Below are 26,512 nucleotides of genomic sequence, written 5' to 3' on the forward strand. Positions count from 1 at the left end.
GCATTTCAGTGGATACCCAGGTGCTCCCGCAAGGTGGAGCCTTCATAGTCGCCGCGAAACAGGCCTCGCCGCACCAGTTCGGGAACCAGTTCTTCGAAGAAAAGGTTGAGCGAATCCACCGAACCGCCGGGGAGCGCGATGAAGCCGTCGAGTGCACCCGCCTCGAAGCGCTCGACGATGTCATTCAGGACATCGTCGACCGTGCCGACGGAAACCCAGTGCGCCGAACCAACGACCTCGGGCCGTGCCAGCACCTCCTCGATTGTCGGGGCGTTGGCCGCAATGAAGCGGCGCAACAATTCGGCATGCGTCCGGCTGCGAACCGGATGATCGGAAGCCGGCAACAAGTCTGCGGCGATGCGGCTGCCTGGCGCGAGAGCGCCGGCATCCAGTCCGAGCACGTTCTTCAACGCCTCGACGCGACGTTCGCGCGTCAGATGCGCATGGGCGCGTTCATGCAGCTTCCAGGCTTCGTCCCGGGTGCCGGCCAGGAAGAAATAGAGCCCGGGCAACACGCGAACGGCATTCGCCGAGCGACCCTGCTGTACCGCCCTGTTGCGTAGATCGGTGCGCAGTTCGATACCGTCGCTCATGTCCGGCATGGCGGCAAAGGTCGCGTCGGCGACAGAGGCAGCAAAGCTGCGGCCGATCTCGGACGCGCCAGCCTGAAACAACGGCGGCGGGCCGGCCTCGTGTCCCGGAACGTTGAGCGGCCCCTTCACATGAAAGAACTCGCCGGCGTGATCGACCGCCTGCACCGATGCCTGCGGCGAAGCACCGGGATAGCTTGCCCAGAGTTGGCGTACGAGATCGGTGAATTCCGCCGCCTTGCGATAGCGGACTTCCGGCGAAGGCATCGGTTCGTTGCCAAAATTCTCGGCGCCCTCGATCGACGTCACGATGTTCCAGCCCGCCCTGCCATTGCTGATCCAGTGCAGGGACTGGATCTGGCGCGCAACGATGTAGGGCGGGTTGAAAGTGGTCGAGGCGGTGGTGACCAGCCCGATCTTCTCGGTCTCCCGCGCGATGGCGGCCAGCATCATCGTTGGATCAAGCCCGACATGGGTCGGCGAATGCGCCACCATCGCCTGGTTCATGACGAGATAGTCCGGCCTGAAGACGAAATCGAGCTTCGCCCTTTCTGCCAGCCGGGCAAGTTCGACATAGTATTCCACCGGCCCCATGCCCGCCGACAGCGCCTCATCGGGGTGAGGACGCTGTCCCTTGAGCCAGGTGGGCGTCAGGCTCAGTCCGATATGCAGTTTGCCGTCCGTGCTCATGCCGATTGTTTTCCGCTGTCTGGAGTATGAATTGCGGGTGCTGGCCGGCCCTTCGGAATGACCAGCGGCGTCGAAGAGACCGGGTCGGCGATGATGACCGAAGGCAGGCCGAATACCGTTTCGACCAGCTGTTCGGTGACGATTTCAACCGCCTTGCCCTCCGCAACGATCGCGCCATCTTTCATGGCGATCAGATGGGACGCGTAACGGCAGGCATGGTTGAGATCGTGCAGCACGGCAACGACGGTGCGCCCCTGGCGGTGAAGGTCGGCCAGAAGGTCGAGCAGTTCGATCTGATGGGCGATGTCGAGGAAGGTGGTCGGCTCGTCGAGCAGCAGGATCGGTGTTTCCTGCGCCAGCACCATGGCGATCCATGCACGTTGCCGCTGGCCGCCGGAAAGCTCATCCATCAAGCGGTCGGACAGATCCGTCATATGCGTGGCTTCGAGCGCGGCGGCGACGGCTTTCTCGTCGGCCTCCGACCATTGCCTGAGAAACGACTGGTGGGGGTAGCGGCCGCGCGCGACGAGATCCGCAACCGTGATCGCGTCGGGGGCAACCGAGCTTTGCGGCAGCAGGCCAAGCCGCCGTGCAACTTCCTTTGCAGGGAATTCGCCAATACTCCTGCCATCGAGAACCACCCGGCCGGCCGAAGGCGCCAGCAGTCGCGACAGCGCACGCAAAAGCGTGGACTTGCCGCAGGCGTTCGGGCCGATGATGACCGTGAAGGAGCCTTCGGGGATCGCCACCGACAGTTCGGCCGAAACCAGACGCCTGTCGTAGCAAAGCGTCACGCCATCGGCTTGCAGACGATGCGCCATGTTGCCTTTCCTTGCCTGAGTGCATGCCGGAAGATTGCGACTTCTATGTCGCATTACGGAATGCATATTGCATTGCGGGATACAACGCTTATTGTGGAATAAACAAGTCAAGTTTAAAATCCGCTGCGATGACGCAGGCTGCGCCACAGCTCCCGAAAATCCCGAACAACCGCCGATGATGATGCCGATCCAGAAACTTGCCCTTGCCCTGGTGACCGTTGCGACGATCGCAACGCTCTCCGTTCGCGCTTTTTCGCAGGAGCAACAGTGGCCAAGATCAATCGTTCAGGGGCAAGAAACGCTGACCTTGAAATCGAAGCCGGAACGGATCGTCTCGACCACGCCCAGCATCACCGGCATTCTGCTGGCCATCGGTGCCCCGGTGACGGCAAGCGCTGCTGCGACACCCACGATACTGACCGATGACAAGGGCTTCTTCTCACAATGGGCGGCTGCTGCCGACGAGCGCGGAGTCGAGGTCCTCTACCCCAATCTCAACTTCGATATCGAAGCCGTCATCGGCCGGGAGCCTGATCTGCTGATCGCCTCCGCGACAGGAGCCGACAGCGTCGCCCAGCACAAGTCGGAGCTTCAGGCACAAGGCATCCCGACGATGGTCGTCAACTATTCGAACCAGAGCTGGCAGGAGATCGCGGTAGAACTCGGCAAGGCCACCGGCCTCGAGGCGGAAGCGAGCGATGCCATCAAACGTTTCGACGACTATGCCGCGCAGGCCGCGATCTCGATGACGCGCCCCAAAGGCAAGGTCAGCGTCGTCGGGTACAACATCGGTGGCAGCTATTCGATCGGCCGACCCGAGAGTCCGCAGGCAAGGCTGCTGACGGCCCTCGGTTTCGAGGTGGCGGGACTGCCGAAAGAGATCCAGCGCGATGTGACACGACGTTCGGACTTCGACTTCATTTCGCGTGAGAACCTTTCCGCTGCCATCACAGGCGACAGCGTCTTCCTGCTGCGCGGCACCGAAAAGGATGTCGATGCCTTCATCGCCGATCCCATGCTCGCCAACCTTCCTGCCGTCACAGGCAGGAAGGTCTATGCGCTTGGGCCGACCTCGTTCCGCATCGACTACTATTCGGGACGGCAGATGATCGACGCGATCGCCGGGCACTTCCGGTAGCATGGCTTGTCCGGGCATGCGGGAAGCCGGGAAACAGGCCCGGCTTCTTCAACGAAGGCGACATTACTGGGGGCTTGCATGTGCAAGTCTCGCGCTTGCGGTTGTCGGTCTGTTCAGCCTGGCTGTCGGTTCGCGCCCGGTTCCGCTTGCCACGTTGTTCGAGACGTTCCGGGCCTATGATGCGCTCAACGACCTGCACCTCGTGATCTGGGAACTGCGTGTACCACGCACCCTCGTGGCGATCCTTGCCGGGCTTGCGCTGGGCACCGCCGGCGCCATCATGCAGGCGACCACAAGAAACCCACTCGCCGAGCCGGGATTGCTCGGCATCAATGCCGGCGCGGCAACAGCCGTGATCACCGCGATCACGGCGTTCCACCTCACGGCCATGATCCACTATGTCTGGTTCGCCTTCCTCGGCGCGGGCCTGGCAGGGGTTGCCGTCTTCATCCTGGGACGTGCCCATGAAACCGGTACCAATCCCGTCCGCCTCGTGCTGGCCGGCGCCGGCCTTTCCGTGATGCTGGGCTCGCTGACCGGCATCATCATGCTCAACGCGCCGCTGGAAGTGGTCGACGACTTTCGCCACTGGTGGGCAGGTTCCATCGAGGGACGAGGGTTCGATGTCGCAGGCGTGCTCGCCGTCGCGGTCACGATCGGTCTTGCGATTGCCCTGTTCATCTCAAGGGACCTGAACGCCGTAGCGCTCGGCCGCGATCTTGGCGAAGCGCTGGGTGTCAGGCTTGGCAGAACATGGATCCTCGCCTGCCTGTGCGTCATGCTCCTGGCGGGGGCTGCGACAGCGGCCACCGGGCCGATCGGCTTCATCGGACTGGTCGCCCCGCACATCGCCCGTCTCATCACCGGCCCCGACCATCGCTGGCTGCTGCCCTTTTCAGCGCTGTTTGCCGCGATCCTGCTTTTGTGCGCCGATATCGTCGGCCGCGTCATCGTTGCCCCCGCGGAAGTCGCGGCGGGGATCATCGCCTTGCTCATCGGCGGACCGTTCTTCGTCGCCGTGGTGCGCAGATACCAGCTGGCCCGGCTATGAGGCGGTCGTCCATCGCGCTCCGGATCGGCGGCTTCTCACTGCAGCTGCGCCCACGCGCTGCGGCAGTTTGTGGCGTGCTCGCGCTGACTGGCTTCGCACTCGGTGTCCTGCTGCTCGGAACCGGAACGCTGCATTTCAGCCCGTCCGAGGTGATCGACAGCCTGCTTGGTGTCGGCGGCAATCCGACGGCGGAGCGCATCATCCTGCGGGTTCGGCTGCCGCGCCTGGCAACAGCGATCCTGGTCGGGGCTGCGCTCGGCATGGCAGGCGCCATCTTCCAATCCCTGTCCCGCAACGCCCTCGGCTCGCCCGATATCATCGGTTTCACCACGGGCGCCGCGACAGGCGCCATCCTGCAGATCGTGCTTTTCGATGCGGGCCCGCTCGGCGTGTCGCTTGCGGCATTTGCCTCCTGCATCGCGACCGCCGTCGCCGTGCTTCTGCTTTCCATGAAGCATGGAGCAACCGGCGGCTATCGGCTGGTTCTCGTCGGCGTCGGCACTGGTGCGATCCTGTCCGGCGTCAACACCCTTCTCCTGGTGAAAGGCGGTCTCGATCAGGCTGCGGCAGCCCAGCTCTGGCTGGCCGGCTCCCTCAACACGCGCACATGGGCGCATGTGATACCGGCCGCGATCGGTTTCGCCGCGATCGTTCCGATTGTCGTTCTCAATGCACGCCAGACGACGCTGCTGGAAATGGGCGACGACATAGCGAGCCAGCTCGGCGTCGTTCCGGAACGCACGCGACTGACTATGCTCATGGCTGCCGTCGGGCTTACGGCAATCGCCACCGCCGCCGCCGGTCCGATCGCTTTCGTCGCGTTGGCCGGACCGCAGCTCGCCAGGCGCCTGACATCGTCACCTGGCCTGCCACTGATGAGCGGAGCACTGATGGGGGCGGTTCTGCTTCTGCTTGCAGACCTGATCAGCCAGCGCGCGCCTTTCCACGTCAACATGCCCGTCGGGCTGACCACAGGCATGCTGGGCGGATTCTACCTGCTCTGGCTGCTGACGCGGAAAAGAACCGTCTAGAGCGTTTCCCTCTTCCGGAAACGCACCAGTTCCTTACTGTCACGCAATTCCGACTGAACCGCTACGCAATTTCCGAGAATTGCGCTGGCCAGCCGAACTCAGGCGGAGTCCTCGGACGAGCTGTCCTGCTGCTCCGATCCGCTTGCGCGCCTGCTCTTGATGTTCTGGCGCAGACGGTCGGCGAGGGAAACCAGCGAACCCAGCAGGGTGCGTGCGCCGAGGACGGATTGAAGCGTCACACCCTCGGTCGCAAACCGGCTCTTGAAGGCATAGCCGCCGCAGAGGAAATCGACCATCCGCAGGCCATTGTCGATCGACCATTGGATGTATTCGACGATCAGGCCCACACCCGGCGATGCCCGGCTGAACTCCGGGTCATAGGTGGTGACGAATGCCATCATGACGTCATGCTGGACGATGTTGATGGAGACCGCGACCATCGCGCCATTGCATTCGATCACAAAAATGCGCAGCACGCCGGCGCGGGCGAGCACATCGACCAGCGCCGCGAGTATGGGTTCGCCTTCCTGGAAAAGATCGGATTCACGGGAGTGCTGTGCCAGCCATCTGCGCTTGAGTTCGGATAGCCGCTCCAGCACCGGCTCCAGCGGTTCATCCGGCGGGAGCAGGCGGAACGTCACTTCGCCGGCCTCTTCGAGCATCTTGAGGCCACGCCGATAATTCTGGCGGGTTTTCTTGGGATGCGTCGCCAGCCATTCGGCTCCGCTCGCCCACTCCCCGGCGACACGATAGCTGACCTCTTCGCGATGATTGCGGCGCAGCTTGATGCCGTTGGAAACTCCCGGTGCGAAGATCCTGTGGGCTGCCGCATCCGGCAGCAGGCGGTTGATGAAAGCGACATCGAAACCGCCTTCGGACCAGATGCGAGCCCATACGTGCTCGAGAGCCGATTGCGAACATTCCGGCGCCACCAGAATATCCCCGTAATCGGAATAGCTGTTGGCAGCCCATTCCAGGAACCGAAGGCCCTTTCGCCGGCAGGTCGCCAGGGGGACGACAGCGACCAGCCTGTCGTCATTCCAGACCAGGCCGATCTTCAGTGCGCGCTTGCTGCGGTCCGCCACCGTGCTCCACCATGCCGAAATCCAGCCATGGCTTTGAAAGATCAATCCGTCGGTGCGCTGCCACAGACTTGTCCAGGCTGCCTCGACCGCCGCAAGGCGATCGGCCGAGCTGACAATCTCCAGGCGCTCCACCCCGATTGTGCCGATCAAAACAGTTTCATTCATGGCTGGAGAGGATCCTGCGGCTGCACCACGTCGGCAGGGCGCTTCCTGAACGGTCGAATGAGATGACCGGCCATCTTCCTGAGGGGCAGCACATAAAGCCCGTAGAGCGATTGATAATCACGCACATCACGGTCCATCAGGCCGAATTTCAGTTCCTCGTCCGGATCCGGCACGAAATGCGTTCCGAACAGGCGATCCCAGAATGAGAAAAGCAGCCCGAAATTCTTGTCGTAGTGACGCGGATTCACACTGTGGTGCACCTGGTGCCAGTGCGGAGAGAGGATGACGTTGTCCAGCGGGCCGAAGGAGATCTTCAGATGGGTGTGGCGGACAAAGTCCATCATCAGGATGTTGCGGATGACATAGACGTTGACACCGAAGACAGCGATCTCGACGGGGTTCAGCGCGATCAGGCTCCATATGCCGAAGCAGGTTCCCGGGATGACGCCGTCCCAGGCGCGGTTCATCAGGTCGTCCAGCGGATGAACGCGGTCCTTGGTGATCCCGACCATCACTTCCGCGGAATGGTGCACCTTGTGCAGTTCCCACAGGAACGGGAAGCGATGCTGGGCGACATGGTAGAGGTAGTAGGAGATGTCATAGGCCACCAGCATCGATGCGGTGAACAGGACGAGCGTCACCGGTCCGGCCGGCCCTTCGATGAGCGGCCCCGAAATGCCAAAGAGCCAGCCGAGGGTCTGATTGGTTGCGTAGCCCATGGCGGCGATGAAGGTGACGCCGGCGGGAATGAGCAGGAACGGCATCATCAGCTTCTTGGTGATCCAGAACAGGGCGTCCGCCCGCGCCGATGGGTGCAGCATCACTTCCGCCGGAAAGGCGAAATCGAAGAAGTCCCGGAACGACTTGTCCTTGACGGTTCGCCAGTAGACCACCAGCGCGCTGCCCAGCGCCGTCGCCAGAAGAAGGCCGAGCGTCACGTAGTCGATGTTCGACAGCTTTGTGGTGACCACTCTGACGAGTTCTGAAAACATCGATATCATGGCCTCCCCGGTTGTGAATTGGCGATCCGGCTAGATGTGAAACGCAAATTTGCCGAGCCGTCGCATGAGGCTCGCACTGCGAAAGCGGACATACATGCCGCTCCGATTAGCAGAACAACCGTGTCGAAACTGCTAAACCTTTGAATGCTTTTTAAAGGATGTCGGACTGCACGGAAAGCCGGGGTGGGACCGCAAGGTGGATGGCAACTCCGTCCCTGCCGACCTCGCCCCGCCAGGCAAGCCGCGGTGCCGGTTGCCTGACACCGAAACGTGGCGAGACCCAGCCGCCCTGGCCAGGCGCATCGCCGCCGGCGCGGATATCGACCGCGCCATCCGGAAAGCGGATGGTCAGCAGCGTCTCCTCGCCGCGTGATACCCTGACCGTGCCGCCCTCCCGGCTTGCCTCGAGGCCGGCCGCGAGCTGGAAGACGATCTCAGCCTTATGGCTGCCGCCGAGCAATTGGTCGGTGATCCGGATGCCGTCGACCTCGCCGGTCACGGTGCGCCGGTGTACGACGCCGAAGCGGGCCTTGTACCCGTCATGGCTGGCACTGAGCTTCCAGGGCAGCCCGTCCTGGCTCTCGACCAATGTCGCGCGCGCCTTGTGCGACCAGTTGAACGGACCCGAAATGATGCTCTGGCTCTGCCCCTCTATGTTCAGGGTGTTGTGCGCCGGCGTGGAGCGGAACCAGTTGCGCCATTCGCGCCCCGAGCCGTAGAGCCAGGTGCCGGGGTCGACCAGCACCGGCTCGTCGTCGATACACAAGGTGAGCGACAGCGCATCGGCATGGCCGTGCGCTGCGATCGAGAGATAGCCAAGCGGGCCGTGATCGTATGTCAGGTCGATGCGGCGACCGTTCATCGTCCCATGCCAGACGGAGAGACCGCCTTGCGCGAACGTGCGCAATCCATCCGGGGTCGGTGCCTGACGCGATGGAGCGCCAAAGAAAAGCGCGCGAAAATCGCCTGGCGCCGGAGCATCGCCCGCCATGCCGAGATAACCGTGGATGGCGGCCGCGACCGAGCGGACATAATCAGGCTCGTCTCCCAGCGTGAGCGCCCGCCCCTCATCGTCGTCGCCGAAGCCGCCGCCCCGCGCAGGAAGCCAGCCCGCGAACTCGGCGAAAGCGGCCAGGCGCGCATCGACGGAGGTGGGAAACGGCGATCCGGCCTGACGAGCCGCGGTGGCGCAGAGCAGGATGAGCTCGGCCGTGAAGGCCGCATAGGTCGGGGTTTGCTCGGCGCCAGCGCCATCCGCGAGGATCTGCTTGTCGACTTCGGCGACAAGCGCTGCACGCGCGGAGACGGATTCGGAGCCGAAAGCCAGGCTGATCAAATATTCGCCAGCCAGTTCCGCGACGAGATGGTTGTTGGCGGACGAAAACCGGGAGGGGAACCGCGGCAGCCAGTAGGCACTTGCCGCCAGTATTTCGCCTGTCTTGCCGCGTGTCGCCACAGCCAGTTTGTCGCCTGCAATATCCAGCGTCACGATCAGGCTGATGGCGCGCAAAGCGACCTCGATGCCGGAAGCCCAGGCCACTCCACGAAACGGCGGATTGGCGGCATGCCAGCTGTCGATGGCGGCCTCGATGGCCTCCAGGCATTTGCCGTCGCCCGAGAGCAGCCACTGCACAGCCAGTGGCGGCAGTTGCTGCAGCCGGTTGAACTCCCAGACATATTTTATGTCGCCGCGGTCGCCGGCCGACCGGAAGTCGACATCGAAGGCATGCACTTCCGGACCCGGCCAGAGCGTGCCGCTGACCGGATCGAGGCGCCAGGCCTCGGCGGCAAAGAGACGATGGCGATCGCGCGGCGGCCATGTCCGCCCGAGTGCGGAAAAACGCCCCTCAAGCGTGTCCGCGGCGGCGGCCGTGATGGCCTGCCGTTGGTCCGCATTCGCGTTTGCCTGTACGGCGCCCCTCAATCCGTGGAACACGGGATGCAGTTGGGGTGAACCATAGCGCTGCCAGCCATCGTCGCGGCGCCTGGAAACAACCTTGCGGCGGTGCTCCCCCAGCCGGTGCAAGATCTCGGCCGGGCTCATGCTGCGCAACCGGTTGATGTACCAGCCGATCCTCATGCAAGCTCCGCCACAGTTATGCTCCATGCCGCCGGGACGCCATCTGACCGCAATGCTTCCTTTGCATTCCCCCGGTTAATATCTTCGATAATGATACGGAGATTGGCGATGAGAATAGTGGCGTTTATCGCAATATGGGCACTCTCGCTGATCACAGCCGCCAAAGCCGAACCTATTGCCTTGCAAAAAGGTGTTGGCGTGCACGGATGGCTGAACTGGTCTCCGGTCGAACCAGACCGCTCCTACAAATGGCCGCCGTACCGAACCGAAAAGCAATGGCTGGGCGCAGGCAGGCCCCTCTCCGACTGGCCCGACGGCGAGGTCTTTGCCAGCATCCGGTCCATGGGGTTTGATTTCGTCCGCCTGACCGTCGACCCGGGGCCCCTGCTCGCCAGCGATGGCGCCAGGCGCCAGCAGGCCCTGGACATCCTTGCTTCGGCTGTGGCGCACGTCACGTCGAACGGGCTCAAGGTGGTCTTCAACCTGCACAGCGTCGAACAGGTTCCGGCCTACGGTCTCAGGATGTTTTCCGGCAGCGCCGACAGTGAGGACGTCGCCCGCTATCGCGCCATGGTCACGGCAGTGGCTGCCATGCTGGTCGGGGTCGGCACCGACAAGGTCGCCTTCGAGCCCTACAACGAGCCGACCCACTATCCTTGCGATGCAAGCGGCAGCGACGACTGGCAGCGGATCATGTCGGACACGGTCCGCGATATCCGTGGGGTCAGTCGCGACCTCACCATCGTCGCGACGGGTGGCTGCGGCGGCAGCGTTGCCGGACTGGTCAACCTGAAACCCGACTTCGACGATCCCAATCTCTACTACAGCTTCCACATGTACGAGCCGCACAGCTTCACGCATCAGCGGCCGGACGGTACAACAACGACCTTTGCATCGGGCCTGCCGTGGCCCGCCGACAGCGGCACGCCGGAGATCGTGATCGAAACCCTCGGCGCACAGATGGAGGCTGCCGGTCTCAGCCAGGTCGAGCGCATGATGAATACGGTTTCGGCGCGCGAGAGGATCGCCCAGTATTTCGCCGAAAACTGGGGACCGAGCCAGCTCGAGGCGGTTTTCCAGCAGGCGGCTGATTGGGCCAAAGCCAACAACATCGCAAGCAAGCGGCTGTTCATGGGTGAATTCGGCGTCATCCTGATGTCCGCCGATGGCCGCATGGGAGCCTTCGATGCCGATCGCCTTCGCTATCTGACGGTGGTGCGGCAGCTGGCGGAGCGCTATGGCATGCCGTGGTCGATCTGGGAGTTCACCAATCCCGACGGGATGACGGTCATTCAGCCCACAGGACCTGCGCTTCCGGACCGTGATCTGTTGAAAGCGCTGGGTCTCGTGCCATGAGACCCGCGGCTCCTATTCGAAGTCTGCCATGTTGAGACGCTGCTCGACAAAGGCGCGCTTGCCGGCACGCCCCCAGGCAATGCGCTCGACCTGTTCCGCCGAAAAACGGATGGCGCCGTGGGTCTGCCCATTCAGGTTGGCGATCAGCCGCTCGGCTGGATCACCAATCGCCCCATCGACCGGAATATAGCGAACCACCGCCTCACCCGGCGTATCCTGATAGAACTGGAATTCCTGCAATCCTTCAAAGAAAATCGGATCCTCCGGCGCCAGTGACAGACTCACCACGTGGCTGCCGTCGGCGGCGATCAGATAATCGATGTTGCGGCGCGGCATGATGGCGTCGACCCGCAACCGCTGGCCGTTTTCAGCACTGGGCAGTTCGAGCAGCCGGGCACGATCTCCGGTATCATAGCGAATGAACGGCATGCCGGTGGACAGGAAGCCGGTCCCGATGAGCCGTCCCAGCTTGCCGGGCTCCACAACGGGCGCGTCATCATCGTCGACCAGCTCCGCCAGCCCGTAAAGCGGATTGAATTCGTAGCTGTCCATGCGTCCGGGCATTTCAACGGCGAACAGCGCCTTTTCACTCAGGCCGTAGAAACAGGCAAAAGGTACCTCGCCGAGCACGGACTGGATGCTGGCACGCTGATGAGGGAAAAGAGGTTCGGAAATCGGCATGATGCCTTCGATGCGCAGCTTCGGTATCCGGCCGAGCTTGCGCATATGCCGGCAGAACAACTCGATCGCCGAAGGATAGCCGTAGAGGAAGCGAATGCCGCGCTCGTCGATCAGGTCGAGATACAAGGCGGCGTCCTTGACTGTCATCGGAAACACCGAAAGCCGTAGCTCGCGCAACGCCGGCTCCCACTCGTACAGGCGTTTGCCCTGGGCATCGAGGCCAAAGCCACGGAAGCAGGCGCGGGCTGTCTGCTCGCCATAGCCGATGCGCGACCACGCGTCATAGACGAAGGCGATCTCGCGGGTGCTGCGATCCTTGTCCAGGTAGAAGACAAAGGGCTGCTCGGTGTGATTTCCGCTGGTCGTGGCTTCGTCGAGGTTCGATGCCGGCTCCGCCAACACGTCGTTGCCTGCATCGCGCAGAGCCTGTTTGGTGAGTACCGGCAGACGGCCGAGGTCAGTGAGCTGCAACGTCGCAAGGTCAAAGCCGGAACCAAAGGCCTTGTCGATCAAGCCGCGATAGAAGGGGCTGCCCGCATGCGCTTTCTGCAGCAGCGCCCGCAGCGCGGCCAGATGCGCATGCCCGGCATAGGCAGGATCCGCAGCCGCCTGGGTGATCTGTTCCCGCCATGAACGATATGTCGCACCGAACTTCATCGCGGTCGGGACGCGCGCCACCAGCGGCGCCAGGAGCCGTCGCAGAGGCTCAGGGCTGCGCACATAGGCGCCGCGCGCGATGTCGAGCAACTTCATGATCTTGCCTCCCGTCGCTTGCCGATCAACGCATCGCGCCACACGCGCTGCAATGCCATTGCGAACGGAGCAATTTCCAGCCGCTCGCGATGCACGGCCTTGGCGGCCTCGCCAAGGCGCGTCCGCAGTGCCGGATCTTCGACCAGGCGCGTCAACGCTTTCGTCAATGCCACGACGTCACCGGGAGGAACCAGCAAACCATTCTGCTCATCGGTCACAATATCTTCCACCGCCCCAACCGGCGTCGTCACCACAGCGAGGCCGCTGGCCATGCCTTCGATGACCGATACAGGCAGATTTTCGGCAAAGGAGGGAAGTGCCAGGATGTCGGCGGACGCGATCAGAGCCGCAACCTGATCGGGCCCAACCCATCCAGGAAGCTGGATGCGATCCGCGAGGCCGAGTTCCGTCAGTCGCGCCCGCGTCTCCTCGACCTCGCCGTCTCCGGCGATCGTGGCACGCCAATGCTCGACGGACTTCATGTTCGCCAGGGCATCGCACAGTTGCGGCACGCCCTTGCGTTCGCCGATACGACCCAGGAACAGGATATGAATGCCGTCACCACCGCCGACATGCGCCAGCAACGGCGTTTCAGTAGCGTTGGGCACGATGACGATGTTGCCGGCCGCACCCGGCGCGCGGCCGGCAATGAAGTCGCGCCAGACCCTGCCCAGCACGACGACCCGGCTGGCATGTTCGAACATGCTTCGGATGCGGCGGTCGAGAAAACCGCCATCCCCACTCCAGAAAGACCTGTATTCCGCGCCATGCAGATGCAGCACGTAAGGAATGCCGAGCATGCGCGCGCACCTGGCAATGACCAGCTTCCGGTAGGTGCTGCCCATGCTCGCCACGTTGATGTGAATGACATCGGCGCGCCCGGCGAGGCGCGCCGCAAGCATGCGCAGACAGAAACCGAGCGTGTAGAAGACCGAAAGTCCGACATGTCCCGGACCGCGGGTAGCGATGAAGCGCACGTCGATGTCCGCGCTGTCCTGCCGTTCGAGCTGCAGCTTGAGCGCGCCCATCAGCCGGTCGATGCCGCCTTGCCCCAGCCCCCCCGAGGGCGTTGCGACCAGGACATGCATTTTTTGATGGCTTGCGGAAGGCTGCAACATGACACCATTGCGGATAACACACGCGACCCAGCCGTAAAGCAAAGGTCTCAAATAAAGCTTATGGCCGAAGTGATATGCTGTTCTTTAGTGCCATGATGCTGGATTTCCCGCCTCCCAACGGTTAATCAGGCGGAATTGTCCGGGGAAAACCCTTTGCTGCTTCGCTCAACGCTTATATACGCCCCGGCGATCCTGCTGACACGCATTTCCGCTTTGCTCCTGCTGGTCATCATGACCCGCATGATCGACCAGAACCAGTATGGCCTGCTGACGCTGGTGGTTACGGTCGGCGAAATGACGGATGTCGCCGTCACCAGCTGGCTGCGCATTTCACTGCTGAGACTCGGCGGCAAGGGCGACATCAGCAAGGGCAGCCTGATCCTGGCGGGACAGGTGCTTCTGGCCACGACGACCATTGCACTGGTCATCTCCGCGATTGCCTCGGTGCTCATCGTGCCGGAGCATTGGGGCGAGTTTGCCTTAGCCGTCGGCAGCTACCTGATCGCCGGCTCCATCGGCCGCTTTGCCTTGACCGTCCTGCAGATGCAGCAGCGGCATTCGGTCTATTCGATGCTCGAAGCCTTGCGCAGCCTGCTGCAGCTGGTCCTGCCGATCGCCGCCGTCTTCCTGTTCCAGCGCTCCTTCCTGGCGGTGTCCCTCGGCTCTAGCCTCGGCATGCTGATTGCCGGTATCACGGCGGGCATCGTCGCATCCCGACACATCGTTCCGGGTCCGTCACGCTTCACGCGCCAGGAGTTTTTTGCCTTCGGCGCTCCCCTGGTCATCATGGCCCTGGTCGGCTTCGGTCTGAACAGCGCCGAGCGACTGTTCCTCAAGGTCTATTACGACGCCAGCGCCGTGGCGGTCTTTGCTGCAGCTTATGCGTTGGCCCGACAGCCGATCGACATGATTGCCAATGCAATCAACACCGGCGCCTTCCCGGAAGTGGTGAACCGCTTCGACGAAGAGGGGCCCGAGGCGTCAAGCCGTCTGCTGTCGCAACTCATGGCCCTGATGATGCGCCTTTGCCTGCCGGTCGCGGCAATGCTGGTGGCGCTCAGCACCGACATCACACGGCTCATGCTGCCTGCTGACTATCATGGCCGCTTCGGCCTGCTGTTTCCGGTCATCGCCTTCAGCGTGCTCTGCACCAATCTCGCAACCTTCGTCTATGGTGTCGTGGTGCACGCGCACAAACGACCCTGGTTACTGATCATCGTCAATTTCGTCGGCTCGGTCGGGACGATTTCGCTGTCTTTCCTGCTGATCCCCACCATGGCGGAACTGGGTGCCGCCCTGGCTCTGGCGGGCGGATCGGTCGCGGCCCTGGCGAGTTGCATCGTCATCGCCCAAAGGCTGACGCCGGTGCCCGTGCCGTGGCGCGACATCGGCGTTTCCGTCATCATCTCCGCGAGCACTGGCGTGGCTGCCGCCCTCACCGCGGCCCTGCTCAGCCATGCGCCGCCGATCCTGCCGCTGGCAGCCGGCGGCAGCGCCGGTACCGCGACCTTCTTTGCGCTGATCTGTATGTTCTATCCGACCGAGGCGATGCTGTTCATCGACAAGGTCAAGGCGCGACTGCCGATCCTGCAAGGCAGGAGGTAAAGGCCGCGCTGCTATCCGAGTACGGCCTAGGAGGTTGCATTCCCGCGTATGCGACGGTGCCAGAACTCCCGGCAGAGCAGCCATGCATAGGCGGTGTTGGTGTCGTAGTAACGCCGCCACAAGCGCCGAGGCTCCTGTGCGACGCGAAACAGCCACTCCATGCCGAGTGCCTGAACCAGTCTCGGCGCCCGGGCGACCTTGCCGCCATAGACGTCGAAGCTGCCGCCCACGCCCATCACGAAGCTCGGCTTGAGATCATCACGGTAACGCTTGAGGAAACGCTCCTTTCTCGGTGTCGGCATCGCCACGAACAGGCAGTCCGCGCCCGAGGCATTGATGGCATGGACGATCTCCGGCTCCTCCTCGGCCTTGAAATAACCATTGCGCTTGCCGGCAATGACCAGGCTCGGATGGTCGATCGCCAACTGGCTTTCCACCGCATCGAGAACATGCTGTTCGGCCCCCAGGAGAAACGGCCGGTAGCCCTTCCTTGCACACAGGGCGAGCACGTTGATCATGACATCGACGCCCGTGACCCGCTCAGGCAGCTTGACACCGCAGAGCCGGGCGCCCCAGAGCACTCCCTTGCCGTCGACATTGATCAGATCCGCCGTGATCACATCGTCGCGCAGCTCGGCGTTCTTGCGCATGTTCACGAGCTTGGCGACGTTGACGACGACGTGGTGCAGCGGTCGATGCGCGGCCATTGCCTCGTCGGCGACGGCGAGCGTCTCGGCCATGGTCAAGGCATGAATCGGCGCGTCGAGAAATTCCCGACGCCGTGATGCCAACAGGGGATGTTGTGCCCATGCAGCATCATGCATGGTCATGCGGCCTCTCCAGCCCGCTCCGGCGCGGACTTCTTGCCTTCGATGCGGGCATCGGGCTTGCGCGCCTTGCGCCAAGTCCAGAGACCTCTGGTGTCGACCAGCTTCTTGTCCTTGAGCGATTCGGGGTCGACGAAATTGAACTGCCGATGATCGACCAGCAGAACGACGATATCGGACTGATCGATGGCAGAAAGCGCGTCGGTGAATGCGATGTCGTGGCCTTCGAGCTCGCGTGGCAGGGCGCGCGCATTGGGCTCTGCCGCGACGATCTTGAGGTTGGGGATCCTGGACAGAAGTTTCACCACCTCGACAGCCGGGCTCTCGCGCATGTCGTCGATGTTGGGTTTGAAGCTCAGGCCAAGGCAGGCGATCGTCTGCTGACGGTTCGGGTCGAGCAATGCCTCGATATCCCTGACCACCGACAGCGGGCGCTCGGAATTGATGCGGCGCGCCGAACTGATCAGCCGCGTGCTGTTGGGTGCGGCGTCGATGATGAAATACGGATCGACCGCGATGCAATGGCCGCCGACACCCGGGCTCGGCTGGAGGATGTTCACACGGGGATGCCGGTTGGCGAGATCGATGACCTCCCAGACATTGAGCGACAGATCCTGGCACACCGCCGCGAGTTCATTGGCGAAGGCGATGTTGACGTCGCGGAACGCGTTTTCGGTCAGTTTCACAAGCTCGGCACTTTCGGCCTGCGTTATGAAGAGATCGCCGGCGACGAAGCTCGAATAAAGTGTGGCGGTTCGTTCCGACGACTTGCGCGACAGACCGCCGATGGAGCGGTCGTTGTTGATGAGCTCGGTCAGCACCTTTCCCGGCAGCACGCGCTCAGGGGAGTAGGCGACCAGTACGTCCGCCTCCTCGCCATGCGTGACGGGAAATTTGAGATCCGGCCGCAACTCGGCAAGCAGGTTCGTCATGACGCGTGTCGTGCCGACGGGCGACGTCGATTCCAGCACGATGAGATCATCACGCTTCAGCACCGGAGCGATGCTGCGAGCCGCAGCAAGCACGTAACTCACATCCGGCTTGTGGTCTTCGGTAATCGGAGTCGGAACGGCGATGATATAGGCATCAGCCGGCTGGGGGGTATTGAAGGCCTTGAGCTTGCCATTGGCGACGACCTTCTGGATCAAACCGTCCAGGTCGGGTTCGACGATGTGGATCTCGCCACGATTGACCTTCGCCACCACCGCTTCGTTGACATCGATGCCGATGACATCGAACCCGCGGCTGGCAAAGATGGCGCAGGTCGGCAGGCCGATGTAACCCATGCCGATAACGGAAACGGTTCTGATTTCAGCCATGGTGCTGTAGTTCCTCAATGATCCGGATCGCGGCGAGGCCATCGCCATATGGATTGTGTCGCTCCGCCATACCACGATAGATGCTCTCATCATCGAGCAAGCTATTGGCATTGGACAGAATTTTTTCGATGTCGGTGCCAACAAGCCGTGCGGTACCCGCGGCGACACCTTCGGGGCGCTCTGTATTCTCCCGCATCACCAGTACCGGCTTGCCAAGCGACGGCGCCTCTTCCTGCACGCCGCCGCTGTCGGTCAGCACCAGATAGCTCTGCTTCTGCAGATACAGGAACGGCAGATAGTCCTGCGGGTCGATCAGGTGGATGTTCGCCACGCCGCCCAGCTCCTTCTCGACCACCAGCCGCACGTTGGGGTTTGGGTGGACCGGGTAGACGATCTGCACATCCTTGCGCATCGCCAGTGTCTTCAGCGCGCTGCAGATACGCTGAATGCCACCGTCGAAATTTTCCCGCCGGTGACCGGTGACGAGGATCATCTTCTTCGTCGGGTCGATGAAAGGAAAACGCGCGGCAAGCCTGGCGTTCATCTCGGCATCGGCGTCGATCTCGCTGGAGAAATGCAGCAGCGTGTCGATGACCGTGTTGCCGGTCACGAAGATGGTATCGGCGGCCTTTCCTTCGGCAAGCAGATTGTCGCGCGCTTCCGCAGTAGGCGCGAAATGCCAGGTGGCGATGTCGCCGGCGATCTTGCGGTTCAGTTCCTCGGGAAAGGGGGAATTGATGTTGTGGCTGCGCAATCCGGCTTCGATGTGGGCGACCGGAATGCGCTTGTAGAAGGCGGCCAGCGCCGCGGTCATCGCGGTGGTGGTGTCGCCTTGCACGAGCACGATGTCCGGCCTGGACTTGTCGAGCACGTCGGCCATGCCGAGAAGCACGCGCGAAGTCACGTCGAACAAGGTCTGGCCCGGTTGCATGATGTCGAGATCATGATGTACCGGCAGACCGGTCAGCTCGATGACTTGCGCCACCATCTCGCGATGTTGGCCGGTGACGCAGATTTCGGTTATGAAGTCCGGGTGGGCCAGTGCAGCACGCGCAACCGGAAAGCATTTAAGCGCTTCAGGTCTTGTGCCGAACACGATCAACAGTTTTCGTTTGCCGTGCGACTTGGAATGCGAAACAGTGCTCATGGTTGACCTTGGCCGCCAAGGTCCGCGTTGCCGCCCAGCCATGTGACAATAGCGTCAGGAAGCGTCTCCCCTGTGGAAAATATTACCACTTGATTAATGGCGAATCCCATGCCCCCTCGAGTATCCCTTGCTAAGAACTATACCTGCAGATATCAAAACAGAGTCACTTTAAAGAGAATACCTGGGCTTGGGTAACATTTTAATTATCAGCCACGCCGGCTCGTCCCGACGCTGGGAGAATGAGCTTATGCAGCGGCTGGGCGCCTCGGGCCACGTTGTCTCGAGCCGGCCTGCAATGGTGGCTGCGCCCAGAACTTTGGCGCTCGATGCCGTCCTGGCCATCGAGAGTTGTCGTTATGGTTCTTCATTGGCAACACGCGCAAAGCCGCTGCCTTCCGTAGATCTCGGAGCGCCGGACCTCGTCATCGACCTCACGGCCTCCGCCACGGCGCAGGCTGCTCCAATCCTGACGCTCGAGTTCTGCGGCAGGAGCACCTTTCCTGTCGGCATCACGGCCTTCCTGGCCGGCGGCCCCGCGCCTGAACTTGCTGCCCGTCTCGATGGCGTCGTGGTGGCGCGGGCCCGCCCGATGCTCTCGGACAAGTTCTGGCTTTCCCGGACATCGAACGACCTGCTTGCCGGCGCCATATCGCTGATCATGCAGAGCGTTGCCCGTTTCTTTGCGGGCAAGATCGAGCCGCTCGCCGACAGAGTGCGGCCCACCGGAAAGGATGGCAGCTTCATCCGCCACGCTGTGCCCTATTTCTGCAAGGGTGTGGTCAATCGCGCCGTGCAGAAATACCAGCAAAGACGACGCCCGTTCTACTGGCAGGTTGCCTACCGGCTGATCGATGGGCCGGGAGTTGCCGAAGTCGGCAAATTAGACGGCTCACCCTTCAGCGTTCTTCCCGACGACGGTGAACGTTTCTACGCAGACCCGTTTGTCTTCGAGCACGATGGCCGCCACTTCCTGTTTGTCGAGGAATTTCCCTATGCGACGGGCCGTGGCGTGATTTCCGTCGCCGAGCTTGGCGACGACGGCACGTTCGGCGTTCCACGGATCGTACTCGAGGAAAAACACCACCTGTCATATCCGCAGGTGTTCGCCCGCGACGGCGAGATTTTCATGATCCCCGAGAGCGGTTCGGCGCGCGAAGTCGTGCTCTACCGTGCCGAGCAGTTTCCCGACCGGTGGATCCGCGACACGGTGTTGATGAAAGACAGCGATTTCAATGATGCGACGCTGCTCGAAGCCAATGGTCGCTTCTGGCTGCTGGGCACCGAACGATACGGCTTCGGCAGCGCGTCGGATACACTGGCTATCTACAGCGCCCCTTCACTGCGCGGACCATGGGCTGCCCATGCCCTGAACCCGATCGCCGTCGATCACTCGGCAGCCCGGCCTGGTGGCGCCATTTTCCGTCACGGCGCAAAGCTGATGTTGCCGGTTCAGGACGGCTCGCGCGCCTATGGCGGCGGTCTCGGCCTGATGAGCCTGGACCAGTTGGACGACAGCGACGTCCGCTTCTCGCCACCGCGTCCGATCTGCCCCGGACCGGCATGGGCACGTGCCGGCATCCATACGCTCAACCGCGCAGGTCGCGTCGAAGTCGTGGATAGCGCCGGCTAAGTCTCTGCCATCAAGCCGGCGGTTGCTGCCGACGAAGCGGATCCACCGGATCAGCCGGCTCGAACGCGGGCCTGTTCGAAGGTAACCGCGGGCGGAACCTCCTGCGGCTTCCTGGTGGCAATCAGCAAGACCACCATGATCGTCACATCCGGCGTCTTCGACGACAGGGCGTTGTTCGACAGCGAGGCAAGCAGGAAGACGGTGGTGGCGACCCTCGCCGGCAGCGGCGCTTCACGCAGCAGCTTGAAGATGAGCCAGAGGATCAAGGCGAAGAAGAGTATGGCTATGGGCACGCCGAACAGCAGGCCGAAGACCACTGGCGCGCTCTCGATATGGGGCAGCCCCAGTTGCTCGTTCACGATCCTCAGCAGCTCGTTGGCGTCCATCCCGAACAGGATGTCCTTCCAGCTGACCAGTCCGAAAACCTGGTAGATCGTCACGCGCGCCATGAAGTTCGCGTCGAAGATCGTGTTGTCGAACCGGCTCAGGAGGCCGGCGGAAAGCATCCCGGCGACCATCGCCACGCCAATGACCGCGGTAAACAGCAGCACGACGAACTTGGCCTCGCGTTGATGTTCGGTCGTCAGCCGGGGCCAGCGTACGAACATCAGCAGGATGAATATCTCGCCCACGGTCAGGATGAGGGCGGTGCGCGCGCCCGATGCGGCGGTGCCGACAAACAGGATCAGGATCGAGAGCACCCGCACCCATATGCGCCAGCGGGTCGAAGCCGATTGCGATGGCGCACTGCCCGCCCAATGCCAGCGGATGTCCCGCCAGTCCGATTGGCCTGAACACCGGTTCGCTTTCGGTGAAGGGCAGAAGACGATGCTGGGTGGCGACTTCCATGATGCCGATCGCGGCACTCAGGATCAGCGTCACGAGCACCACGTCCCCCAATGCTCGTCTTGCGTCCTCGTTCAGGGCCAGCATCATCAGGCCGGCGGCGCCGGCCACCAGATAGGTGTCGACCACAAAACCCGACGCACCGGCGCGGCCGGCGGCGAAAAGGTAAGGCACCAGAACGAAGACCAGCACCGAATAGCGGAGCAGTGCCTTGAAGACGCTGATCTCGTCGCCACGCAACAGGAAGGGCCGGCTGAAAAGGACAACCGCGCACAGGAAGAAGATGGCGTAGGTGCCGAGATGGAGCTTCTGATAGAAGGGGCCGCCGTCTTCCGTGTAGTTGACGACCATATTCATCAGTTGCTGCGACACGGTGAAACGGATCAGCAAGGCGGCGGCCGCGCACAGGAAAAACAGAAGCGTCAGCGCGTTCTGGCGGCGCATCCGGCTGGACAGCTGTTCCGATCCGGCAGTCAGGCTGCTCATAGCCTATTCCAATTCACACGATGGTCCGGCACCAGATCCGCAGGTTCGCCGGACGGTCGGGACATGCCGGTTATCAAGTTATGTCCAAACATGGAAAATAAAATGTTAACGATGTTTCTGTAAGCCATCTGTGCGAGATGAAGAATAGCAAGGGTTAGCACATGTCCGCGGGTACCCGCCCACCTACTTCTGCGGCGGACGCCGGTATCAGCCCTTACGAGCGCATCGAAAATGCGCGGCGCGCCAGCGCGGCAAAGCTCCAGCAAGGTACCTCGAGCGCGGCTCGCGCGCTTACGAATCCCCCGCCGCATGCGCCACAGCCGCAGGCAGCCGTGCCGGTCGCCACGGTGACGCTGGACAAGATCGGGACTTTCCTCGAGCTCGATTTCCGCCGCCTGTTCGTCTGGCTGCGCTCCGGTCTTCTGCTGGCATTCCTGCTGGCTATCGTCGGCGCGATCGTCGGCGGCGCCTATTCGATGCTGGGCAAGCAGCTGTATACGGTGACCACGGATATCCTGATCAATCCCGCCAATCTGCAGGTCATCCAGAACGACCTCTACCCTCAATCGGGCCAGGTCGATGGCCAGATCCTGACCACGCGCAGCAAGCAGCGTATCCTGACCTCGGGAAGCGTGCTTTCCGGCGTGGTCGACGAGCTTGAACTCTACAACGATCCCGAATTCTTCGACGCCAGCCGAAGCGCCGGCAAAGCCGACGCTCCCAAAGCCGACCCGAAACTCGCCGCGCAGAAAAGCCTGGCGCTGAAGGTCAAGACGAGCGGGGACGAAAGGTCGTTCGTGACGACGCTCACCGTGTCGGCGCAAACTCCGGAAAAAGCCGTCAAGATTTCACAATCCATCGTCAAGCACTTCCAGGAAGAACTGGCAAGCGCCGAGGCTTCCGGCGCCAGTCGCGCCGCCGCCGCCCTCGATACGCGCCTGGGCCAGCTCAAAAGCGACGTGCAGGCCGCCGAAGAGAAAGTCGAGGCCTACCGCCGCAGCCACAGCCTGTCCTCCAGCAACGGTCAGCTCGTCAGCTCCCAGACGATGACACAGCTCAACAGCCAGATCGGCGAGGAACAGTCGCGCGTCGTCGCCGCGCAGGCGAACTATGACGCCCTGGTCGCCTCGGGTATCAATGGAACCCCATCCGCCCCCGAAACGTCGGAGGCCCTTGCCGCCTTGCGTGACAGGGCAAACGGTTTGCGGCAGCAGATCGATTCGCAGGCCATGACATTCGGGCCCCGCCACCCGACGATCGTCCGTCTCAAGACGGAACTGGAGACCGTGGGCACGCAGCTGCGAGCCGAATACGCGCGGACCGTCGACCAGGCCAAGGTCAACCTGAACAGGACGAAGGCCTCGCTGGCTTCGCTCAACGCCAAGATGAACGACCTGCAGGGCCGGGTCTTCGCCGACAACGAGTCGGAGGTCGCCCTGCGCGAACTTCTGCGCGATGCGGCATCGAAGACGGCGATCTATGAGAGCTTCCTGTCGCGCGCACGGCAGATCACCGAGCGCGGACAGATCGACACCACCAACGTCCAGGTGATTTCCACCGCAGTGCCCCCGAACAAGCGCTCGTGGCCACCCAGCACGACGATCCTGGTCGGTGCGGGAGCGGTCGGCGGCTTTGGCCTTGGCATGTTACTTGCCATTGCCTGGGGCATCCTTCGCGACATGCGCCGTCCGCCCAGCCGCCGGGAACCCAGCATCGCCGGCGCCTGAACATGGCAAAGCGCATCGTTTTCCACATTGCCAGCCTGAGGGGCGGCGGCGCCGAGCGCGTCTTCGTCCTCATGGCCAATGAGCTGGCATCCCGTGGCCACGACGTCACGCTGTTCACCTGGAATGCCGAAGGGCCCAACGCTGCCTTGCGCTCGCCTGCCGTGAAGCTGATCAATCTCAGCTTCGCCATTCACGGCGAAGGCTACAGCAAGGCCGACACGCTGAAAGGCGTGGTGCAGGGAGCGCGCGTGCTGAGGCGGCTAGCTCCTGACGCGGTCTTCAGCGCTCCCGAATTCGCCAATCTGCTGATGGCGGTGGCACTGTTGCTGGCACCAAGCCGGGCCAAATTCTTTCCAAGCTTTCATGCCGCAGCTTCACACACGTCCAACAGGATCGGTGCCAGACTGGCGGGCTATCTCTCGTCGCTGGTGGCGGCACGCGCCACCAGCGCCATCGCTGTCTCCGAAGGCGTCGGTGGCGACCTGGTGGCAAATGGCTTTTCCAGATCCAAGGTCACCGTCATCAACAACCCGCTGCCATCGCCGGCCCCACTCCGGGAGCACAACTACCCCTGGCAAGCAGAACTGAAGGCCATGGGTGACGGCCCGGTCATCATCACGGCCGGACGTCTTGTTCCCGTCAAGGACCATCGGACCTTGCTGCAAGCCTTCGCAAGGCTGCGCGCCAGCCGGGATGCCCGTCTCGTCATCTTCGGCGAAGGTCCGCTGGACGCTGAACTGCGTGCCTATGCCGGGGAAATCGGTATCGCGCAGGATGTGCTGTTTGCCGGCTACGTCGACGATCCCGCAGCCTGCTATGCGGTTGCCGACCTGTTCGCGCTGTCGTCGACAAGCGAGGGCTTCGGCAATGTCCTGGTCGAAGCCATGGCTGCCGGTGTCCCGGTTGTCTCCACCGATGCGCCACACGGCCCGCGCGAAATCCTTGGCGACGGCCGTTTCGGCAGCCTGGTGCCGGTTGGCGACGCCAATGCCCTGGCGGAAGCCATGGGCAGGATGCTCGATCGGCCGACCCCCGCCGCGGCGCTGTCAGCCAGGGCCGCGGATTTCACGATTGAAAAGATCGGCGACCGTTACGAAGCGCTGCTCTAGACGGAAGAGAGGTGCGCCCGCTCCCTAGCAGGCTCTCTCCACTGTATCGGCTTACCGCTCCACGACCGCCACCACCGACACACAATCCCCGGCCTTGACCAGGCCCGGGAAATGCCGGGCGGTCAGCAGGCCGGAAATCCTAGCCCTGATTTCCTGCGGCGCCTGTCCGGTGCGGCCGGTCGAATGAATGCGCGCAACGACAGCACCGGCCTCGATGGGCTCGCCGAGATCGACCATGGTCTCGATCATGCCGTCCTCCTCGGCAAAGCAGAAGCAGTCGCCGGAAGGCATATCGAGCCAACGTGTCGGCAGCTTCTCGACCGCACCGTCGACCATGCCTTCGTGGCGCAGCACATTCAGGATGCCGCGCCTGGCGATGCGCACGGTTTCGGCCCGCGAGGTACCGCCACCACCGAGTTCGGTGGTGACAAAGACCTTGCCCATCTCCTCGGCAGCACTGTCGTACATGCCGACCGCATCGATCTCGAGCATCTTCATCGAAAAAGGCGCGGAGAACGCCTCGACCGCCGCGAAGGCGCGGGCCTCCTGTTTCTTGTCGGGCAGGATATGGGCGGCGCAGAACGGCACGAAATCCAGGGTGCGCCCACCGGAATGGAAATCGAGGACGATATCCGCGCGCGGCAGCAGTTCGCGCTGGAAATAGTCGGCGATCTTCTCCGTGACCGTGCCATCGGGACGGCCGGGGAAGCTGCGGTTCATGTTGCCCTTGTCGATGGGCGATGTGCGCGTGCCGGCGCGGAATGCCGGGTAGTTCATCGCCGGCACGATGATCACCGAGCCGGCGACGGCTTTCGGATCGAGCGTGCGGGCGAGTTCGTAGAGGGCGAGAGGCCCCTCATATTCATCGCCATGGTTGCCGCCGGTGAGCAGCGCGGTCGGGCCGCTGCCGTTCTTCACCACGCAGATCGGGATCATCACCGAACCCCAGGCGGAATCGTCGCGGCTGTAGGGCAGCCGCAGGAAGCCGTGCTGGACGCCGTCGCGGTCGAAATCGACGGTCGCGGAAATGGGAGAAGACCGCGACATCGTCAGTCCTTCACCACCAGCTTGCGCGGTACGTTGGCCAGGCATTCGACCCCGGTCTCGGTGATCAGGATCGATTCCGTGATCTCCAGTCCCATCGTCTCCAGCCACAGTCCGGTCATGAAATGGAAGGTCATGCCGGGCTTCAGCTCGGTGCGGTCGCCGGGGCGCAGGCTCATCGTGCGTTCGCCCCAGTCCGGCGGGTAGGAGATGCCGATCGGATAGCCGGTGCGGTTGTCCTTGACGATGCCGTACTTCTTCAGGACGGCAAAGAAGGCGTTGGCGATGTCCTCGCAGGTGTTGCCGGGCCTCGCTGCCGCCAGCCCAGCCTCCATGCCTTCCAGCGTCGCCTTCTCGGCGTCCAGGAACGCCTGCGTCGGCTTGCCGAGGAAGACGGTGCGCGACAGCGGGCAGTGGTAGCGGTGATAACAACCGGCGATCTCGAAGAAAGTGCCCTCGCCCGCCTTCATCGGCTTGTCGTCCCAGGTCAGGTGTGGCGCGGAGGCATCCTCGCCTGACGGCAGCAACGGCACGATCGCCGGATAATCACCACCGAAGCCGTCTGCGCCACGGATACCGGCATCATAGATCTCGGCGACGAGATCGCATTTGCGCATGCCGACTTCCATCTTGTCGACGATGCGCTGATGCATCGCTTCGACGATGCGGGCGGCTTTGCGCATGTAGTCGATCTCGGTCGCGCTCTTGACCGCGCGCTGCCAGTTGACCAGCGCGGTGGCGTCGACGAAACGCGCATTGGGCAGGTGCTGCTGCAGCGAGGCGAAAGCCTTGGCCGAGAACCAGTAATTGTCCATCTCGACACCGATCCGCTTGCCATCCCAGCCGCGCTTTGCAAGCAGACCGGCGAGATAGTCCATCGGGTGGCGCTCGGTCGACTGCACATAGTGATCGGCATAACCGATGATGTTGTCGTGGTTCAGATAGGCGGTGCGCTTGGCGCCGTTGGCGTCCTGGCCGCGCCCGTACCAGATCGGCTCACCATGCGGCGGCACGATCACTGCCTGGTGCACGTAGAAGGACCAGCCGTCATAACCCGTCAGCCAGGCCATGTTGGAAGGGTCCGAGCAGATCAGCACATCGACACCCTTGGCCTCCATGGCCGCGCGTGTCTTTGCGAGGCGTTCCGCATACTCCTCGCGCGAAAACTTCAAATTGGGCTGCATTCTTCCAGTTTCCTCGTTTTGGCTCTTG

General features: G+C 62.8%; 22 protein-coding genes. 9 read left to right on the forward strand and 13 right to left on the reverse strand.

Annotation, left to right across the window (positions count from 1 at the left end):
- Positions 1–5: 5 nt before the first annotated feature.
- Both C1M53_RS04290 and C1M53_RS04295 read right to left on the reverse strand, forming a co-directional pair.
- On the reverse strand, positions 6–1,280 hold the full coding sequence (locus C1M53_RS04290) for an NtaA/DmoA family FMN-dependent monooxygenase (protein ID WP_129411110.1): 1,275 nt from the start codon (positions 1,278–1,280) through the stop codon (positions 6–8).
- Positions 1,277–2,101 carry an ABC transporter ATP-binding protein gene (locus C1M53_RS04295; RefSeq protein WP_129411111.1) on the reverse strand — a complete coding sequence of 275 codons (825 nt, stop codon included), beginning with the start codon at positions 2,099–2,101 and terminating at the stop codon, positions 1,277–1,279. The genes C1M53_RS04290 and C1M53_RS04295 overlap by 4 nt, the downstream gene beginning before the upstream one ends.
- 175 nt (positions 2,102–2,276) lie before the next feature.
- On the opposite strand from C1M53_RS04295, the gene fepB reads away from it, so the two are divergent.
- The 3 genes from fepB (at position 2,277) to C1M53_RS04310 (ending at position 5,321) form a co-directional block, all read left to right on the forward strand.
- A complete protein-coding gene (gene fepB, locus C1M53_RS04300; RefSeq protein ID WP_245488440.1) occupies positions 2,277–3,239 on the forward strand; it encodes a Fe2+-enterobactin ABC transporter substrate-binding protein in 963 nt (320 codons plus the stop codon).
- A 16-nt stretch (positions 3,240–3,255) separates the two neighbouring features.
- Positions 3,256–4,290 carry an iron ABC transporter permease gene (locus tag C1M53_RS04305; RefSeq protein ID WP_129411112.1) on the forward strand — a complete coding sequence of 345 codons (1,035 nt, stop codon included), beginning with the start codon at positions 3,256–3,258 and terminating at the stop codon, positions 4,288–4,290.
- 74 nt (positions 4,291–4,364) lie between these two features.
- Positions 4,365–5,321, forward strand: coding sequence for an iron chelate uptake ABC transporter family permease subunit (locus C1M53_RS04310; RefSeq protein WP_245488441.1), 957 nt, complete (start codon positions 4,365–4,367; stop codon positions 5,319–5,321).
- A gap of 98 nt (positions 5,322–5,419) precedes the next feature.
- On the opposite strand, the gene C1M53_RS04315 is transcribed toward C1M53_RS04310, so the two are convergent.
- From C1M53_RS04315 to C1M53_RS04325, 3 genes are all read right to left on the reverse strand, one after another.
- The gene (locus C1M53_RS04315) at positions 5,420–6,571 is read right to left on the reverse strand and encodes a GNAT family N-acetyltransferase (protein ID WP_129411114.1); all 1,152 of its coding nucleotides are present in this window, start codon (positions 6,569–6,571) and stop codon (positions 5,420–5,422) included.
- Positions 6,568–7,563: a sterol desaturase family protein gene (locus tag C1M53_RS04320; protein WP_129411115.1), complete on the reverse strand. Its 996-nt coding sequence runs from the start codon at positions 7,561–7,563 to the stop codon at positions 6,568–6,570. Before C1M53_RS04320 ends, C1M53_RS04315 begins: the two co-directional genes overlap by 4 nt.
- A gap of 160 nt (positions 7,564–7,723) precedes the next feature.
- Positions 7,724–9,652, reverse strand: coding sequence for a heparinase II/III-family protein (locus C1M53_RS04325; RefSeq protein WP_129411116.1), 1,929 nt, complete (start codon positions 9,650–9,652; stop codon positions 7,724–7,726).
- A gap of 108 nt (positions 9,653–9,760) precedes the next feature.
- On the opposite strand from C1M53_RS04325, the gene C1M53_RS04330 reads away from it, so the two are divergent.
- The gene (locus tag C1M53_RS04330) at positions 9,761–11,008 is read left to right on the forward strand and encodes a cellulase family glycosylhydrolase (RefSeq protein WP_129411117.1); all 1,248 of its coding nucleotides are present in this window, start codon (positions 9,761–9,763) and stop codon (positions 11,006–11,008) included.
- A 12-nt stretch (positions 11,009–11,020) separates the two neighbouring features.
- On the opposite strand, the gene C1M53_RS04335 is transcribed toward C1M53_RS04330, so the two are convergent.
- On the reverse strand, positions 11,021–12,442 hold the full coding sequence (locus C1M53_RS04335) for a phenylacetate--CoA ligase family protein (RefSeq protein WP_129411118.1): 1,422 nt from the start codon (positions 12,440–12,442) through the stop codon (positions 11,021–11,023).
- A complete protein-coding gene (locus C1M53_RS04340) occupies positions 12,439–13,530 on the reverse strand; it encodes a glycosyltransferase family 4 protein (RefSeq protein ID WP_245488442.1) in 1,092 nt (363 codons plus the stop codon). The genes C1M53_RS04335 and C1M53_RS04340 overlap by 4 nt, the downstream gene beginning before the upstream one ends.
- Before the next feature lie 183 nt (positions 13,531–13,713).
- Here C1M53_RS04340 and C1M53_RS04345 point away from each other — a divergent pair, with 183 nt between their 5' ends.
- The gene (locus tag C1M53_RS04345; protein ID WP_129411120.1) at positions 13,714–15,165 is read left to right on the forward strand and encodes an oligosaccharide flippase family protein; all 1,452 of its coding nucleotides are present in this window, start codon (positions 13,714–13,716) and stop codon (positions 15,163–15,165) included.
- A gap of 26 nt (positions 15,166–15,191) precedes the next feature.
- On the opposite strand, the gene C1M53_RS04350 is transcribed toward C1M53_RS04345, so the two are convergent.
- From C1M53_RS04350 to wecB, 3 genes are read right to left on the reverse strand one after another with little or no spacing between them, the layout of a single operon-like run.
- Positions 15,192–15,995: a WecB/TagA/CpsF family glycosyltransferase gene (locus C1M53_RS04350; protein ID WP_129411121.1), complete on the reverse strand. Its 804-nt coding sequence runs from the start codon at positions 15,993–15,995 to the stop codon at positions 15,192–15,194.
- Positions 15,992–17,311: a UDP-N-acetyl-D-mannosamine dehydrogenase gene (gene wecC, locus C1M53_RS04355; RefSeq protein ID WP_129411122.1), complete on the reverse strand. Its 1,320-nt coding sequence runs from the start codon at positions 17,309–17,311 to the stop codon at positions 15,992–15,994. The genes C1M53_RS04350 and wecC overlap by 4 nt, the downstream gene beginning before the upstream one ends.
- Positions 17,304–18,458 carry a UDP-N-acetylglucosamine 2-epimerase (non-hydrolyzing) gene (wecB, locus tag C1M53_RS04360; protein ID WP_129411123.1) on the reverse strand — a complete coding sequence of 385 codons (1,155 nt, stop codon included), beginning with the start codon at positions 18,456–18,458 and terminating at the stop codon, positions 17,304–17,306. The genes wecC and wecB overlap by 8 nt, the downstream gene beginning before the upstream one ends.
- A 247-nt stretch (positions 18,459–18,705) precedes the next feature.
- Between wecB and C1M53_RS04365 the strand changes: the two genes are divergently transcribed.
- Positions 18,706–20,088, forward strand: a complete 1,383-nt coding sequence (locus C1M53_RS04365; protein WP_129411124.1) for a hypothetical protein — start codon at positions 18,706–18,708, stop codon at positions 20,086–20,088.
- Between the two features lie 50 nt (positions 20,089–20,138).
- Here C1M53_RS04365 and C1M53_RS31985 read toward each other — a convergent pair whose 3' ends face one another.
- Positions 20,139–20,795: a hypothetical protein gene (locus tag C1M53_RS31985; RefSeq protein ID WP_245488443.1), complete on the reverse strand. Its 657-nt coding sequence runs from the start codon at positions 20,793–20,795 to the stop codon at positions 20,139–20,141.
- 4 nt (positions 20,796–20,799) lie between these two features.
- Between C1M53_RS31985 and C1M53_RS31990 the strand changes: the two genes are divergently transcribed.
- The 3 genes from C1M53_RS31990 to C1M53_RS04380 are packed head-to-tail and all read left to right on the forward strand — an operon-like array spanning position 20,800 to position 24,256.
- Entirely contained in the window at positions 20,800–21,543 is a 744-nt protein-coding gene (locus tag C1M53_RS31990) for a hypothetical protein (RefSeq protein WP_245488444.1), read from the forward strand.
- Positions 21,544–21,581: 38 nt separating this feature from the next.
- Positions 21,582–23,147, forward strand: coding sequence for a GumC family protein (locus C1M53_RS04375; RefSeq protein WP_129411125.1), 1,566 nt, complete (start codon positions 21,582–21,584; stop codon positions 23,145–23,147).
- Positions 23,148–23,149: 2 nt separating this feature from the next.
- Entirely contained in the window at positions 23,150–24,256 is a 1,107-nt protein-coding gene (locus C1M53_RS04380; protein WP_129411126.1) for a glycosyltransferase, read from the forward strand.
- A 51-nt stretch (positions 24,257–24,307) separates the two neighbouring features.
- Here the strand turns inward: C1M53_RS04380 and doeB are convergent, their stop codons facing one another.
- Together doeB and doeA are read right to left on the reverse strand one after the other, a co-directional pair.
- Complete coding sequence (doeB, locus tag C1M53_RS04385; protein WP_165358040.1) at positions 24,308–25,348, reverse strand: N(2)-acetyl-L-2,4-diaminobutanoate deacetylase DoeB; 1,041 nt, start codon at positions 25,346–25,348, stop codon at positions 24,308–24,310.
- On the reverse strand, positions 25,306–26,484 hold the full coding sequence (gene doeA, locus C1M53_RS04390) for an ectoine hydrolase DoeA (RefSeq protein WP_129411127.1): 1,179 nt from the start codon (positions 26,482–26,484) through the stop codon (positions 25,306–25,308). Before doeA ends, doeB begins: the two co-directional genes overlap by 43 nt.
- Between the last annotated feature and the right edge of the window lie 28 nt (positions 26,485–26,512).

The sequence above is a fragment of the Mesorhizobium sp. Pch-S genome (assembly GCF_004136315.1).
Lineage (GTDB): Bacteria > Pseudomonadota > Alphaproteobacteria > Rhizobiales > Rhizobiaceae > Mesorhizobium.

Bases quoted from the DNA above. Each gene is read 5' to 3' on its own strand.
- C1M53_RS04290 (WP_129411110.1), bottom strand. From the start codon at position 1,280: ATGAGCACGGACGGCAAACTGCATATCGGACTGAGCCTGACGCCCACC.
- C1M53_RS04295 (WP_129411111.1), bottom strand. From the start codon at position 2,101: ATGGCGCATCGTCTGCAAGCCGATGGCGTGACGCTTTGCTACGACAGG.
- fepB (WP_245488440.1), top strand. From the start codon at position 2,277: ATGATGATGCCGATCCAGAAACTTGCCCTTGCCCTGGTGACCGTTGCG.
- C1M53_RS04305 (WP_129411112.1), top strand. From the start codon at position 3,256: ATGCGGGAAGCCGGGAAACAGGCCCGGCTTCTTCAACGAAGGCGACAT.
- C1M53_RS04315 (WP_129411114.1), bottom strand. From the start codon at position 6,571: ATGAATGAAACTGTTTTGATCGGCACAATCGGGGTGGAGCGCCTGGAG.
- C1M53_RS04320 (WP_129411115.1), bottom strand. From the start codon at position 7,563: ATGTTTTCAGAACTCGTCAGAGTGGTCACCACAAAGCTGTCGAACATC.
- C1M53_RS04325 (WP_129411116.1), bottom strand. From the start codon at position 9,652: ATGAGGATCGGCTGGTACATCAACCGGTTGCGCAGCATGAGCCCGGCC.
- C1M53_RS04330 (WP_129411117.1), top strand. From the start codon at position 9,761: ATGAGAATAGTGGCGTTTATCGCAATATGGGCACTCTCGCTGATCACA.
- C1M53_RS04335 (WP_129411118.1), bottom strand. From the start codon at position 12,442: ATGAAGTTGCTCGACATCGCGCGCGGCGCCTATGTGCGCAGCCCTGAG.
- C1M53_RS04340 (WP_245488442.1), bottom strand. From the start codon at position 13,530: ATGCATGTCCTGGTCGCAACGCCCTCGGGGGGGCTGGGGCAAGGCGGC.
- C1M53_RS04350 (WP_129411121.1), bottom strand. From the start codon at position 15,995: ATGACCATGCATGATGCTGCATGGGCACAACATCCCCTGTTGGCATCA.
- wecC (WP_129411122.1), bottom strand. From the start codon at position 17,311: ATGGCTGAAATCAGAACCGTTTCCGTTATCGGCATGGGTTACATCGGC.
- wecB (WP_129411123.1), bottom strand. From the start codon at position 18,458: ATGAGCACTGTTTCGCATTCCAAGTCGCACGGCAAACGAAAACTGTTG.
- C1M53_RS04365 (WP_129411124.1), top strand. From the start codon at position 18,706: ATGCAGCGGCTGGGCGCCTCGGGCCACGTTGTCTCGAGCCGGCCTGCA.
- C1M53_RS31990 (WP_245488444.1), top strand. From the start codon at position 20,800: ATGCGCCAGCGGGTCGAAGCCGATTGCGATGGCGCACTGCCCGCCCAA.
- C1M53_RS04375 (WP_129411125.1), top strand. From the start codon at position 21,582: ATGTCCGCGGGTACCCGCCCACCTACTTCTGCGGCGGACGCCGGTATC.
- C1M53_RS04380 (WP_129411126.1), top strand. From the start codon at position 23,150: ATGGCAAAGCGCATCGTTTTCCACATTGCCAGCCTGAGGGGCGGCGGC.
- doeB (WP_165358040.1), bottom strand. From the start codon at position 25,348: ATGCCTGGCCAACGTACCGCGCAAGCTGGTGGTGAAGGACTGACGATG.
- doeA (WP_129411127.1), bottom strand. From the start codon at position 26,484: ATGCAGCCCAATTTGAAGTTTTCGCGCGAGGAGTATGCGGAACGCCTC.